This window comes from Staphylococcus sp. CWZ226 (assembly GCF_018986355.1).
Classification (GTDB): Bacteria; Bacillota; Bacilli; order Staphylococcales; family Staphylococcaceae; genus Staphylococcus; species Staphylococcus simulans.
In genome coordinates, this window is record NZ_JAHMSB010000002.1 from 262,107 (window position 1) to 276,279 (window position 14,173).

Consider the following 14,173-nt stretch of genomic DNA (forward strand, 5'->3'; position numbering starts at 1 on the left):
TAATGGCACGTAAACAAGTATCTCGTAAACGCAGAGTGAAAAAGAATGTTGAAAACGGTGTGGCTCACATTCGTTCAACTTTCAACAATACAATCGTAACAATCACTGATGAATTTGGTAACGCATTATCATGGTCATCAGCAGGTGCGCTTGGTTTCAAAGGTTCTAAAAAATCTACACCATTCGCAGCACAAATGGCTTCAGAAACTGCTTCAAAAGCAGCTATGGAACATGGCTTAAAATCTGTAGAAGTAACAGTAAAAGGACCTGGTCCAGGCCGTGAATCAGCTATCCGTGCATTGCAATCAGCAGGTTTAGAAGTAACAGCTATTAGAGACGTTACTCCAGTACCTCATAACGGTTGCCGTCCGCCAAAACGTCGTCGCGTATAATATTATTGTCAAGAAATAGTTATTTTCCGCAGATCACTAAGATAAACTGTATCTTATAAGTCGACGTAACCAAGGAGGATATGTAAATAATGATAGAAATTGAAAAACCTAGAATTGAGACAATTGAAATTAGTGAAGATGCTAAATTCGGTAAGTTTGTTGTTGAACCACTAGAACGTGGCTATGGCACTACGCTAGGAAACTCCTTACGTCGTATCCTACTATCTTCATTACCAGGTGCAGCCGTTAAGTACATCGAAATTGAGGGAGTTCTACACGAATTCTCAGCAATTGAAAATGTGGTTGAAGACGTATCTACAATCATTATGAATATTAAGAAACTAGCTCTTAAAATTTATTCTGAAGAAGATAAAACATTAGAAATCGATGTTAAAGATGAAGGCGAAGTAACTGCAGCTGACATTACTCATGATAGTGATGTTGAAATTTTAAACCCAGAGCTTAAAATTGCTACAGTTGCTAAAGGTGGACATTTAAAAATCCGTCTTGTTGCGAATAAGGGTAGAGGTTACGCATTAGCTGAACAAAATAATACTAGTGATTTACCAATTGGTGTTATACCAGTAGACTCTTTATACTCACCAGTAGAAAGAGTTAACTATACAGTAGAAAATACTCGTGTAGGTCAAAGCAGTGACTTTGATAAATTAACATTAGATGTATGGACTGATGGATCAATCACTCCACAAGAATCAGTTTCATTAGCAGCAAAAATTATGACTGAACACTTGAACATCTTTGTTGGACTCACTGATGAAGCGAAAAACGCTGAAATCATGATTGAGAAAGAAGAAGATCAAAAAGAAAAAGTACTTGAAATGTCTATCGAAGAATTAGACTTATCAGTACGTTCTTATAACTGTCTAAAACGTGCAGGCATCAACAGCGTTCAAGAATTGGCTGACAAATCTGAAGCAGATATGATGAAAGTACGTAATTTAGGTCGTAAATCTTTAGAAGAAGTAAAATACAAACTTGAAGACTTAGGTTTAGGTCTAAGAAAAGAAGATTGATAAAGGTAAAGGAGGTTAACTCATGGGTTACAGAAAATTAGGTCGTACATCTGATCAACGTAAAGCAATGTTACGTGACTTAGCTACTTCATTAATCGTTAATGAGCGTATTGAAACAACTGAAGCTCGCGCTAAAGAATTACGCGGTGTGGTTGATAAATTAATCACTTTAGGTAAAAAAGGAGATTTAGCTTCACGTCGTCAAGCAGCTAGAATCGTTCGTGATGTTGAAATCTTAAACGAAGATGAAACTACACAAACAGCTTTACAAAAATTATTCGGTGAAATTGCTCCTCGTTACACAGAACGCCAAGGCGGATACACTCGTGTACTTAAAGTAGGTCCTCGTCGCGGAGACGGTGCTGAAGCAGCAATTATCGAATTCGTTTAATTCCAACTTTAACTTGTAACAAAGCAACGATGATAAGTAGAAGTACACGATGGTGATGACATTGTGCGCTTATCATTGTACAAGTAAACACACTGAACTTATGAATATATAAAGCAAATGAGTGCAACGATAATGTTTGCCACATACAAATATTGTCTAGCTCAGAGTACCCCATTCACAGAACTTAATATTTTTTAAAGCGTGAACTCAATTATTGAATGGGGTGCGCGCTTTTTTATTTCGAAGCCCCTTTACTCTCTTTAGGTACAGGGGCTTTTGATACATAGTCTTGGATATACACATATCGTATATTCATGTACAATAAGTAGAGTGAAAATAAACAGAAGGGACAGAGTCATATTGAACACAGAGAACATTATTGAATTTAATGACGTGTCATTTCAATACCAAGGCGACGAATGGTTCACATTAAAAAATCTATCATTTAATATCCCTAAAGGTAAATGGACCTCTATTGTCGGTCATAATGGTTCAGGTAAATCTACCATCGCAAAACTGATGATGGGTATGATGCCGTTTCAAAAAGGGGAAATTCTTGTAAACGGTCAACCAATGACAGCTGATAATTTAGCAGAGATTCGTCAACACCTAGGCATAGTCTTTCAAAATCCTGAGAACCAATTTGTGGGCTCTACAGTTCAATATGATGTCGCATTCGGTTTAGAAAATTTCGAAGTCCCTTATGAAGAAATGCATCAAGCTGTCCCGCAAGTATTAAAAGAAGTTGAAATGTATGCGCAACGCAATCATGAACCACAAGCCTTATCAGGCGGACAAAAACAACGTGTTGCGATTGCTGGTGTATTAGTTTTAAGTCCTGATGTGATTATTTTAGATGAAGCCACATCTATGTTAGATCCTGAAGGCAAACAATCGCTGATGCAGCTGGTCAGACATTTGAACACTGAAAAAAATGTAACGATTATTTCGATTACACATGATTTAACTGAAACATTAGATTCAGATTATATGATTGTGATGAATCGTGGAGAGGTGTATGAAAAAGGTACACCAGAAGCAATTTTTGAGAAAGGAGCATCATTAACAGAAATAGGTTTAGATTTACCATTTCCAATGCGCATTAATTCATTGCTTGGTAAGCCGTCTGAATTTCTGACATATGATGCACTGGTGGCACGTTTATGAGTATAAAATTTAACGACGTCACATATGTGTACCAAAAAGGCACACCTTTTGAATATGAAGCATTACATCAAATCAATACAGAGTTTGAACCAGGACATTATTACGCGATTATTGGTCAGACAGGTTCAGGCAAATCTACATTAATCCAACATTTTAATGGCTTGTTAAAGCCCTCTTACGGCACCGTAGCGCTTGATGATTTAGTTCTGAAGGCAAAGACTAAGGATAAAGCGATTCGGCCTATGAGACAGCGTGTAGGGCTTGTCTTTCAATTTCCAGAATCACAACTCTTTGAAGATAGTGTAGAGCGTGAGATTCTGTTTGGTCCTAAAAATTTCAATATGAACTTAGACAAGGTAAAGGACTATGCATATCGCTTACTGATGAAATTAGGTTTTGATCGCGATGTGATGAATAAGTCACCCTTTCAAATGTCTGGAGGACAAATGCGTAAAATTGCGATTGTTTCAATTCTTGCGATGGATCCAGACATCATTGTGTTAGATGAACCGACAGCAGGCTTAGATCCACATAGTCGAAAGCAAGTGATGGATTTATTAAAACAGTTGCAGCAGGAAGGAAAGACTATCGTATTGGTAACTCATGACATGAATGACGTTGCACAATATGCAGACCGTATTAAAGTCTTACAACAAGGAACGCTTGTATATGAGGGGACACCAAGAGCATTATTCAGTGATTCCGAGCGTATTAATGATTATTCATTGGATTTACCAGACATTGTGCAACTACAAAGAGACTTTGAACACAAACATCAGACTAAACTATCTGATACAGCATTAACTGACGAAGAGTTTATTGAACTCTATAGGGAGTGGCAGCGAAATGAAAAATAAATTTATCATTGGTCGCTATTTACCTCTGGATTCGATAGTACATCGTATGGATCCTAGAGCTAAATTAGCATTTGTCTTTTTCTATATTGTCTTAGTCTTTTTCTGTCATAGCTTCCCGATGTATGGGTGGATGTTGTTAGTGTTATTGATATTTATGTATTGTGGTAAAATCAAGCTGTTTTATTTATTAAAAGGCTTAACCCCAATACTGTTCTTTTTAATTTTTACGTTTTTAATGCATTTGTTTTTAACTAAAGGCGGAACGACGTTGTTCAGCTGGAAATTTATTTCGATTGATTCAGGTGGTATCAAAGAAGGGATCTTTATATCTATGCGGTTGATGTTCATTATGATGGCTTCAACGATTATGACTTTAACAACGAATCCGATCGCATTAACAGATGCCTTTGATAAAATTTTATCGCCGCTTAAGGTCGTAAAAGTTCCTGTACAACAATTAAGCATGATGATGTCCATTGCGCTACGTTTCACCCCTACGTTAATGGAAGAGTTAGATAAAATTATTTTAGCGCAAAAATCACGAGGATCTGAAATTAGTTCAGGTTCAATGGGAGAAAGAATCAAAGCATTTATTCCACTACTAATTCCACTATTTATTTCTGCCTTTCAACGTGCAGAAGATTTAGCAATTGCGATGGAAGTACGTGGATATGATGTAAAATCAAAACGTACAAGTTTCCGTAAATTAGAATGGCATTGGAAAGATACTTTGCTTATCGGTTCATTGATTCCAATTGCGGTTATATTATTTGTATTAAAATATTTAGGAGTGTAGACATGTGCGTATTTTAGTTAATATAGCGTATCAAGGAAGCAACTTCTTAGGCTTTCAGATTCAACAGCACGGTAGAACCGTGCAACAACAATTTGAGAAGATTTTAAAGCGTATGCATAAGCGTCATGTACGTATCCATCCTTCAAGCAGAACAGATAGAGGGGTGCATGCGATGGAACAATATTTCCATTTTGATACAGAACTAAATATCGCACCTAAGCAATGGCAATATGCGATGAATAGCGCACTGCCTGACGACATTTATGTCAAAGATGTATCAATCGTCGATGACGACTTTCATTGCCGCTATGACTGCGTAGGAAAGCGATATCGTTATATGGTGTATCAAGGTGCGCATCGTGATGTTTTTATGAGCGGTTTAAAAACTTATAATGATTATGACTTAGATTTAGATAAAATGAATCAAGCAGCACAACAATTTATCGGTACGCATGATTTTACAGGATTTTGTTCACAAAAGACCGAAGTAGAAAGTAAAGAGCGTACGCTTTATCAAAGTGAAATTATTAAAACAAAAAATGGCTTTGACTATGTTGTGACTGGCTCTGGTTTTCTATATAATATGGTACGTGTGTTAGTCGCGTTTTTAATCGAAGTCGGTAAAGGTAAGCGATCACCAGACGAAGTTCTAGGCTTATTAGAAGCGAAAGATCGTAATCAAGTACCGTTCACTGCACCCGCAGAAGGATTGTATTTAGAAAAGATATATTTATCACCAGAATCACTGATACAAGATTTTGGTTCAGATATAAAAATTCATCGTAAAAAATCATTGCAAAATGACTGATTCGTATTGACAAATACACTAATAAATTATACGATTATATGCGGTATTGTTTTATATCACCCCACGATAAGCCCCGGAAACTTATTGTGTTACTAGATATAGAAGCAAAGTCGAAACGAAATCAACAATCTGAAATTATCTGAGCTTTGAATCGTAACATTGATTTTTTAAAAAGCAACTCAACACGCAGTTATTATTAGGAGGACAATTATTATGCGTCAAACATTTATGGCTAATGAATCAAACATTGAGCGCAAATGGTATGTTATTGATGCGGCTGGCCAAACACTAGGTCGTTTATCATCAGAAGTAGCAACTATTTTACGCGGAAAACATAAAGTAACTTACACACCACACGTTGATAACGGTGACTATGTAATCATCATCAACGCTGGACAAATCGAAATGACTGGTAAAAAAGAATCTGACAAAGTTTACTACCGTCACTCAAACTACCCAGGTGGTATTAAATCAATCACAGCTGGTGAATTAAAAGAGAAAAACCCAGCACGTTTACTTGAAATTTCAATTAAAGGTATGTTACCAAGCAACCGTTTAGGTGAAAAACAAGGTAAAAAATTATTTGTATATGGTGGCGCTGAACATCCACACGCTGCACAACAACCAGAAAACTACGAGTTACGTGGTTAATTAGAAGGAGGAAATTACATTGGCACAAGTTGAATATAGAGGCACAGGCCGTCGTAAACACTCAGTAGCACGTGTACGTTTAGTACCAGGCGAAGGTAACATCACTGTAAACGGTGTTGACGTACGTGAATATTTACCATTCGAATCATTAATCTTAGACTTAAACCAACCATTCGAAGTTACAGAAACTCAAGGTAACTACGACGTTTTAGTTAACGTTAACGGTGGCGGTTTCACAGGTCAAGCACAAGCTATCCGTCACGGTATCGCTCGTGCATTATTAGAAGCAGATCCTGAATACAGAAGTTCTTTAAAACGCGCTGGATTACTTACTCGTGACCCACGTATGAAAGAACGTAAAAAACCAGGTCTTAAAAAAGCACGTCGTTCACCACAATTCTCAAAACGTTAATTGTTGGACAAACGATTACTATTATTCAAACACTTCCCAAGTTTGGGGAGTGTTTTTTTATGCCCGTAAAAGTTATTTACATATCGACCTTTTAGAAATTTTTTCATTTCTGGTATACTTTCATATCATTAATTCGCTGGTGCTTTCAATTCTAATTAATTAGTTGTGTGTGATATGATTATTTTAAAAGAAGGAGGCGGTAACATTGCATGAAAAAGTAGATATTTTAGTAACGCTAAATGAAAACTATTTGAAACCATTAAAGGTTATGTTGTTATCATTACATGATACGAATCCCCATTTATCATTTAAAGTTTGGTTGGTTCATGAGAAGATACCACAAAGTAAACTAATGCAGTTAGAAGAATTATTGTCATCATTTAATATGGAATTAGAAGAAGTTAAAGTACCGCCTAATTATTTTGGCAATGCGAAAACAGTTGAACGTTATCCTCAAGAAATGTACTTTAGATTAGCGTGTGGTGAATTACTGCCTGAATCAGTGACAAAAGTACTTTATTTAGATCCAGATATTTTAGTGATTAATACAATAGACGATTTATGGAATCTGAATTTAGAAAGGAATATATTTGCGGCAGCAACACATGAAGGATTCACAAAATTTTCACAAGGCATGAATAATCTACGTTTAGGTATGAAACAAGGTCAAGTATATTTCAATTCAGGAGTTATGTTGATTGATGTAGAAAACGCAAGACAAGAAATAAGCATGGATGATATTTTTAATTTTATAGAGAAAAATAATCAATACTTATTATTGCCTGATCAAGACGTTATGAATAGTTTGTATGGTGATAAGATTAAAGAAATACCGGAAGAAATTTGGAATTATGACACAAGACAAGCAAATATGTATTATACAAAAAGTGTAGGTGAGTACGATACACATTGGGTTGCCTATCATACTGTGTTCTTACATTTTTGTGGTCGTCCAAAACCTTGGGATAACAAAAGCAACAGTAGATTTACCATGTTATATCTTCAGTATCAAAAAAGATTAGAACAACTTGAAAACTTAAATGATTAAATAAAACTCAATACTTGAAAGAAGGGGACATCATGAAAAAAATCATCAGAAGTATTGCGAAATGTAAAATGTGCGGAGATATTATTGAATCTACACATAGACATGAAATGGTCAATTGTAAATGTGGTTGTATCTTTTTGGATGGAGGAACAGATTACCAAAGAGTACTGTGGAATCCTCAAGAAGGTAAAGGTAGTAAAATGGAAGATTATATTGATTTGAGTTTAACAATTTATGAAGAAGAGGATGAGGAGGACGAGAATAAAAAAGAATGAAAATATACTTTGTCAGACATTCATTAAGAGATAATAGTGTGAAAGAAGATGTCATTGCACCTTTAACTAAAGAAGGGCTGAATAAAGCAGAAGCATTGGCATCTTTTTTTGACGATAAAAACATTGAACAGATATACGCCAGTCCTTATCGTCGTGTCATAGAAACTGTATTACCCACAGCAAAAAGATTGAAGCTGCTGATTAATAAAGACGAAGGTTTGCGTGAAAGAAAAATAGGACGCTGGGTAGAAGACTTTTATGAATTTGCGGAAAAGCAGTGGCGAGATTTTGACTATAAGTTGGAAAATGGTGAGTCTTTAAATGAAGTACAAAATCGTATCGTTCAAACCTATAATCAAATTATAAAGAATAGTAATGTATCTACATTATTAATATGTGGACATGGCACCGCAATGTCACTGTTATTTAATCATTTAACTAAAGGCAAGTTTCAATATGAAGATTTCCTACAAATGAAAATGCCTTCTATCTATTTGTATGAGACGAACACACAAGCGTTAACGCACATTCAGTGATTTAAAACATTAAATTCAGTGAATATGCTAATATCGTCACTGATATTAAACAGTTATACTAGAAGAGATGAAATATAAGAATTGCAGGTGTTTGTGATGTTTAATATTAGTTCAGTTTCAAATGAGGTTAAAGAAGAAGTTAAAGGACTCATTGATCAACATATACATCAAGAAGATATTACTGACATGTTAATAGAACTCTCTCAAAACGAATCAAGCAGTAAAATAACAGAAGCACTTAGACAGCTTTACTTTATTGAAAAATTTACGTCTATGTATGAAATAGAACGTTTTGTCTCAACATATGAAAAGGTGACAAAACAATCACTGACAGAAATCACACTTTCAAATGATAAAACGCATCCACTGAATATCTTCCAACAAGAAATTAATATATTTAAGTCATTGCTTCAAGAAACGAGCGCTTTGTTAAATCAAGTAAAGGTGAATGAAACAGAAGCGGTTGAATTATTTAAAGGGAAAGTTCAAACACTTTCAGGTTTAATTCCACATTTTAATCGTAAAGAAAAGATTATCTTTCCTGTCATAGAACGAAGAGGAGAGTATATCTTACCGAGAAAAATGTGGGCAGATGATGATGTGATTCGTTTTGCGTTGAATAAACTACAAAAACGTGTAGCTAAACTTGAAGAAGTAGATTGGCGACATATTCAAAATGCTTATACTGAATTAGAAAGCAGTTTAACGGACATGTTACGCCAAGAAGAGATACTATTCATCCCACTAATGCAGGAAGACATCAGTGCAGTTGAGTGGCAACAAATTGCGCAAGAAAGCAGTGCTTTTGGCTATGCGATAGAAGTTCCTGAGATATGGCACGATTCTGAAATAGAATTAACTTCTATTGACGCAAAATATGATGCAAAACAAGGGCAACAGAATTTGTGCTTTGGTGGAGGTTTCTTAACGACAAAAGAAGCGGACCTTATTTTAAATAACTTGCCAGTAGAAATTACGTTTGTAGATAAAAATGGCACTTTTAAGTATTTCAATGATTTAGTTGAAGCGTCTGACATGATGTTTATCCGTACATCTATCTCTATTGGGAGAAATGTGGCTAATTGTCATCCACCAAAAAGTTTAAGCAAAGTGATGCAGATTATTCGTGATTTGAAAACAAAACAAAAAAAGTCTGAATCCATGTGGTTTAAAAAAGGTAACCAATTCATTCACGTCACATACAAAGCTTTATTTGATGAAAAAGATGAATATATTGGTATTTTAGAATATGTACAAGATATTCAACCATTCTTTGAGTTACCACAAAAGTTCAAACGAGATGCGACTAAACAATAAACGTTAATTAATAATAAAATGAACAACCCACGAGTCCAATATTGATTCGTGGGTTGTTCATTTATCACAGTCGTTTTAAAGAAACGGTAAGAATTTTGACCAATAAGTAATCAAGTATAGCGGGAAATTCATACAGATATGAATTAATATCAGTAAGTAGATATTTCGATATTTGGCCCAGAAAAAGCCAAGGAATATCCCCGCAAGCGCATGTGTGACCAATGCTTGTGCTGACAAATCCAAAAGATTTCCTTGTCCTTGGATGCCCGCATGCCATAAAGACCAAAGTACTGTGCTGATACATACAGAAGACACTATACCCAAATGTTCTAAACGTGTTTGTAGCCACACACGGTAAAACACTTCTTCTAACACAGCATTCATTAATATTGAAATGATCGCAAATATCAGTACGAAAAGATAAGGTTCATCATAAGAGATATTAGATAAGTTGTTCAAAGGACTAAAATAGAGCACTAACCAAATCACATAGACAATAGGCGCAAGAGACCAATCAATGACTGGATTAGCTTTAGAGAGTATGGACAGTTTTTCTCGCTTAATAATCCATAAAGGAAACAACAACAATAATACAAATTTATAAATATAAAAAAGCTCAAAGTAGGGTTTAGGTGTAAGAAACACAAGTACGATATATAAAACACCTAATATAAGTAAAATACGTTCTGACTTCAAAGGTTTCTGAATAAGGGGTTGAAACTTAAAGTGTAAAGGTAAAACAAATAGCACAACAAGTGGAATTAAATAGATCAACCAAATATTCATAAAATGAGTTTTGTCCTTGGTATCTGCGCTCGTTTGAATCAAACCACTTTGTGTAGTTTGTACATATAAAGCTGAAACCATAATTAATAATAAAGTGACAATAGGAATCAATAAACGTAATTTATTTCTCTGCATGGCGTTCTCCTTAATATTAAATTGTAAAAGCATTTAAATAATAATACCCAATTTTATTTAATTTTGGTCCTTTAAACGTAAAAAATCCTCAAACCAATTTGATTTGAGGATTAAAGCAATATACGAATGTCGTTAGTAGAAAAAATTATTTTTTAAAGTTTGCTTGAAGATACTCATAAATCGCATCTGTATCAGTCAATTTAAAGAATTTTTCTAATTCAGCTTTATCTTGTTTTTCAAAGAACACGATAAGGTCTGATAATAAATGTACTTGAGTAGCTTTTGTACCGTTTAAAATCACAAATAAGAATTCTACTGGTAAATCTTTATGAGGTGAACTCATATTTTGGAATACGATAGGGTTAGTTAATTTAACAGGTACAATTTTAGTTGTGTTTACAAATTCAGGTTCAGTATGAGGTACTGCCACATTAGGATATGCTTCACTGATATTTGATAAGCTTAGGGCTGTTGGGTAATTTTTTTCACGATCTAAAACATGTTCTAAGAAATTGTCTTTTACATAACCTGCTTTTACTAATGCTTCTGATACTTCTGTTAGTACCGCTTCTTTACTATCCGCATTTGAGACAAAAACGCTATCTTTTGAAAATAATTGAGTCATAAGTTGCTCCTTCTTCGTTAGTAAGTATTTTAATATTTATCTGGTCAATTAAAGTATAGGTAAATGAATAGATAGATGTCAATGTATTATGTGTTTTATACCACAATACATCTCACAATTTTAAAATATTTGTCATAAATAAACGTCGATGTAAGACACCGACGTTTATAAAATATATTAACTTTCCTCAATTTCCTTTAGTGCCAATTTAATATGTTCTAGATGATGGTTACCATGCCAAGCCATTTTAGCTACAAGATCTGCAAGTCTACCTTCACCTTCTTCAGGATGGTAGAACGTACGGTCAAATGCTTCGATAGGCAGGTCACGTAATAAGATGGCCCAACGTTTATGCATGCCGTCAATCAGTTCTAGTGAGTATTCTAAGGGTGCTTGATTGTCTGGAGCTTCAGCCCAAGCATCTTGTAGGAATGATGTGACAAATGGATGGTCTTCAGTCAATGTTTGTTTCGTACGAATAAAACCGTGCATGTGGCTATCAGCAATATGGTGAATTAAAGTTTGAACATCGAAACTGCCTTCACGATAGATCGCATGACGTTCTTCTGCAGATGCGTTCGTTGTGAGTGTTGTGAGTATATCTGGTAATTCTTCAATCGCATCAATCCACGTGTTTAAATCTTCTACACTATAACGATCTGGTTTTTGGAACTTACCGATTGGAAATTGATTTTTCAGCATGGTTAATCACCTTTCATCAAATATTGAATGAAGTGCTAGTATATCACACGTGAATTTAAATAGATAATTGACTTATGTTACTTTAATATTCTGTATGAAGGACTAAGCTACTTGTAAGACACTATACCCTAATTGTTCTATTGTTTCGCTGATTTGTTCAGAAGAGATGATTGTGTCCTCATATTTAACTTTGACTTTACTGCTGTTGAATAAGACTTTTGCTGATTCAACACCTTCTGTTTTATTTAAAGCACCTTCAATTTTCTTGATACAAGTAGGGCATGTCAGGGTTTCTAATTGTAGTTTGAGTTGTTTCATTTAAATCTTCTCCTTTAATTTTAAATTTGATTAAACGCATAGCGTTGAATATTACAACTAAGACACTTGCTTCATGGATAAACATTCCAATCGCTAGGTTCACACCGCCGAGGAGTACACCGATGAGCAGTGCGAATACCGTCAGCATCGCAATCCAGATATTTTGTTTAATATTAAGGTGTGTGGCTTTAGCTAATAAGAATGCATGAGCATATTGTTTTAAACGATCCGCTATTAATACGATATCTGCGGTTTCCATTGAAATATCTGTACCGCCATCTCCCATAGCTAAGCCGATATCTGCAGTCGCAATCGCAGGGGCATCGTTAATACCATCACCTGCCATCGCAACATGATAACCTTGATTTTGTAGTTGTTTAACGTAAGCTGTTTTATCTTCCGGTAATAAGCCTGCTTCAACCTCATCTATATCTAACTGTTCTGCTATCACACGTGCAGTATGTGCATTATCACCTGTTAACATAATGGTACGTTCCACACCATGTTGTTTCATTAGGTCAATGGCTTGTTTCGCATCTTCACGTACTTCATCTTTAATCGATAAAACAGCTGCTAGTTTTCCGTTAATTGCCGCAAAGACTAAAGTATGACCGGTTTGTTCTTCGTATAAAGCATCTTGTTCAGCTTGTGAAATATCAATATGGTGATCCTGCATCAAAGCACGGTTACCGACAACTAATTGTTGATGATCAACTTGACCTGCAATGCCTTTTCCTTTAATCGGCGTCGTTGATTCTACAACATAATCCGTCAGCACATGATGTTGTTCAGCGTAACTTGTTATCGCATGGGCTAAGTGGTGTTCAGAGGTTTGTTCTAAAGTACCGATTAAACCTAATAAATCATGAGGTGGATTATTATAAGTTTGTACACGTAAGAGTTCTGGTTGTCCTTTAGTCAATGTACCTGTTTTATCAAAGACCATCACATCAATATGTGCTAAGGTTTCCATAATGTCACTGCCTTTAATCAAAACACCATGTTTTGCGCCATTACCTATACCCGCAACACTTGAAACAGGGGCACCGATAATTAATGCACCTGGGCATGCGATAACGAGGAAAGTAATTGCGAGATGCAAGTTCCAAGTGATGAGCCCAACAATAGTGGCTAAAACAATGACAGCGGGTGTATACCATTTAGCGAAGCGGTCTAAGAAACGTTCGGTGTTAGATTTAGTTTCTTGAGCTTCTTCAATCAAATCAATAATCTTCGCAAACGCAGTATCTTCTCCGACTTTATCCGCAATCATTTCAACATAGCCAGATTCTAATATCGTACTGCTGTATAACGTATCTTGTTGACGCTTTGTCAGTGGAACCGATTCACCTGTAATAGAAGCTTCATTAAATGTACCTTCACCTTCAATGATGTGACCATCAACAGGTACACGGCTGCCCGCTGTTAATATAATGCGATCACCTTTTGAGAGTTCTTCGATTGATACTAAAGTACGTGATCCATCTGCTTGTTTAATTAAGGCTTCTTCAGGTGATAATTCCGTTAATGATTGAATGGAGCGACGTGTCCGTTCTAATGTCTTTTTCTCTAAATAACTTCCAAATAAGAATAGAAACGTCACAACGGCTGCCTCGATAAATTCACCAATAAAGAGTGCACCGATGACTGCGATACTAATCAGCAGTTCAATGCTGAACATTTTAAATCGTAGTGCCTGTATCGCACGTAATCCGATAGGCAACATCGCAATAGCAGTCGCAAAGATAAGCAAGGCATCTCCCATTACAGCAATATCTTTTAGAAAAATACGTATCAAGATGCCAGCTACAATGGCAATGAATGCGACTAATGTCAATGTTTGTTCATAACGATAAATCCATTTTGTAAACATCAAAAAACTCCTCCTCTCATATGAAGTGATGTCTTCTTTCACTTTTAATG

At 35.5% G+C, this 14,173-nt stretch carries 18 protein-coding genes; 13 read left to right on the plus strand and 5 right to left on the minus strand.

Features of this window, described 5'->3' with window-relative positions; translation table 11 throughout:
- Positions 1 to 2: 2 nt before the first annotated feature.
- From rpsK to KRR19_RS03070, 13 genes are all read left to right on the plus strand, one after another.
- Positions 3 to 392 (plus strand): 30S ribosomal protein S11, encoded by a 390-nt coding sequence (gene rpsK, locus KRR19_RS03010; protein ID WP_002479548.1) that lies wholly within the window; start codon positions 3 to 5, stop codon positions 390 to 392.
- An 89-nt stretch (positions 393 to 481) separates the two neighbouring features.
- Positions 482 to 1,426: a DNA-directed RNA polymerase subunit alpha gene (locus tag KRR19_RS03015; protein ID WP_002479547.1), complete on the plus strand. Its 945-nt coding sequence runs from the start codon at positions 482 to 484 to the stop codon at positions 1,424 to 1,426.
- Between the two features lie 22 nt (positions 1,427 to 1,448).
- Positions 1,449 to 1,817, plus strand: coding sequence for a 50S ribosomal protein L17 (gene rplQ / locus KRR19_RS03020; protein WP_002479546.1), 369 nt, complete (start codon positions 1,449 to 1,451; stop codon positions 1,815 to 1,817).
- Positions 1,818 to 2,174: 357 nt separating this feature from the next.
- Positions 2,175 to 2,984 carry an energy-coupling factor transporter ATPase gene (locus tag KRR19_RS03025; protein ID WP_216733438.1) on the plus strand — a complete coding sequence of 270 codons (810 nt, stop codon included), beginning with the start codon at positions 2,175 to 2,177 and terminating at the stop codon, positions 2,982 to 2,984.
- Positions 2,981 to 3,841 carry an energy-coupling factor transporter ATPase gene (locus KRR19_RS03030; RefSeq protein ID WP_057509877.1) on the plus strand — a complete coding sequence of 287 codons (861 nt, stop codon included), beginning with the start codon at positions 2,981 to 2,983 and terminating at the stop codon, positions 3,839 to 3,841. The genes KRR19_RS03025 and KRR19_RS03030 overlap by 4 nt, the downstream gene beginning before the upstream one ends.
- Positions 3,831 to 4,637 (plus strand): energy-coupling factor transporter transmembrane component T family protein, encoded by an 807-nt coding sequence (locus KRR19_RS03035; RefSeq protein ID WP_216733431.1) that lies wholly within the window; start codon positions 3,831 to 3,833, stop codon positions 4,635 to 4,637. Before KRR19_RS03030 ends, KRR19_RS03035 begins: the two co-directional genes overlap by 11 nt.
- A 4-nt stretch (positions 4,638 to 4,641) precedes the next feature.
- Positions 4,642 to 5,445 carry a tRNA pseudouridine(38-40) synthase TruA gene (gene truA, locus KRR19_RS03040; RefSeq protein ID WP_216733432.1) on the plus strand — a complete coding sequence of 268 codons (804 nt, stop codon included), beginning with the start codon at positions 4,642 to 4,644 and terminating at the stop codon, positions 5,443 to 5,445.
- A gap of 213 nt (positions 5,446 to 5,658) precedes the next feature.
- A complete protein-coding gene (gene rplM, locus KRR19_RS03045; protein WP_002479541.1) occupies positions 5,659 to 6,096 on the plus strand; it encodes a 50S ribosomal protein L13 in 438 nt (145 codons plus the stop codon).
- Between the two features lie 19 nt (positions 6,097 to 6,115).
- Positions 6,116 to 6,508: a 30S ribosomal protein S9 gene (gene rpsI / locus KRR19_RS03050; RefSeq protein ID WP_002479540.1), complete on the plus strand. Its 393-nt coding sequence runs from the start codon at positions 6,116 to 6,118 to the stop codon at positions 6,506 to 6,508.
- Positions 6,509 to 6,713: 205 nt separating this feature from the next.
- Positions 6,714 to 7,556, plus strand: a complete 843-nt coding sequence (locus KRR19_RS03055; RefSeq protein WP_216733433.1) for a glycosyltransferase family 8 protein — start codon at positions 6,714 to 6,716, stop codon at positions 7,554 to 7,556.
- Between the two features lie 32 nt (positions 7,557 to 7,588).
- Complete coding sequence (locus tag KRR19_RS03060) at positions 7,589 to 7,831, plus strand: DUF7695 domain-containing protein (RefSeq protein WP_023014969.1); 243 nt, start codon at positions 7,589 to 7,591, stop codon at positions 7,829 to 7,831.
- Complete coding sequence (locus tag KRR19_RS03065) at positions 7,828 to 8,367, plus strand: histidine phosphatase family protein (RefSeq protein ID WP_156666542.1); 540 nt, start codon at positions 7,828 to 7,830, stop codon at positions 8,365 to 8,367. Before KRR19_RS03060 ends, KRR19_RS03065 begins: the two co-directional genes overlap by 4 nt.
- 96 nt (positions 8,368 to 8,463) lie before the next feature.
- Positions 8,464 to 9,684, plus strand: coding sequence for a PAS domain-containing protein (locus KRR19_RS03070; protein WP_216733434.1), 1,221 nt, complete (start codon positions 8,464 to 8,466; stop codon positions 9,682 to 9,684).
- A gap of 75 nt (positions 9,685 to 9,759) precedes the next feature.
- Here KRR19_RS03070 and KRR19_RS03075 read toward each other — a convergent pair whose 3' ends face one another.
- The 5 genes from KRR19_RS03075 to KRR19_RS03095 form a co-directional block, all read right to left on the minus strand.
- Positions 9,760 to 10,605, minus strand: a complete 846-nt coding sequence (locus KRR19_RS03075; RefSeq protein ID WP_057509874.1) for a CPBP family intramembrane glutamic endopeptidase — start codon at positions 10,603 to 10,605, stop codon at positions 9,760 to 9,762.
- 145 nt (positions 10,606 to 10,750) lie between these two features.
- The gene (locus tag KRR19_RS03080) at positions 10,751 to 11,230 is read right to left on the minus strand and encodes a PTS sugar transporter subunit IIA (protein WP_107539726.1); all 480 of its coding nucleotides are present in this window, start codon (positions 11,228 to 11,230) and stop codon (positions 10,751 to 10,753) included.
- A gap of 177 nt (positions 11,231 to 11,407) precedes the next feature.
- Positions 11,408 to 11,932, minus strand: coding sequence for a YfiT family bacillithiol transferase (locus KRR19_RS03085; RefSeq protein WP_105978601.1), 525 nt, complete (start codon positions 11,930 to 11,932; stop codon positions 11,408 to 11,410).
- Between the two features lie 102 nt (positions 11,933 to 12,034).
- The gene (locus KRR19_RS03090; protein ID WP_057509872.1) at positions 12,035 to 12,250 is read right to left on the minus strand and encodes a heavy-metal-associated domain-containing protein; all 216 of its coding nucleotides are present in this window, start codon (positions 12,248 to 12,250) and stop codon (positions 12,035 to 12,037) included.
- On the minus strand, positions 12,189 to 14,123 hold the full coding sequence (locus tag KRR19_RS03095; RefSeq protein WP_216733435.1) for a heavy metal translocating P-type ATPase: 1,935 nt from the start codon (positions 14,121 to 14,123) through the stop codon (positions 12,189 to 12,191). Before KRR19_RS03095 ends, KRR19_RS03090 begins: the two co-directional genes overlap by 62 nt.
- Positions 14,124 to 14,173 lie beyond the last annotated feature (50 nt).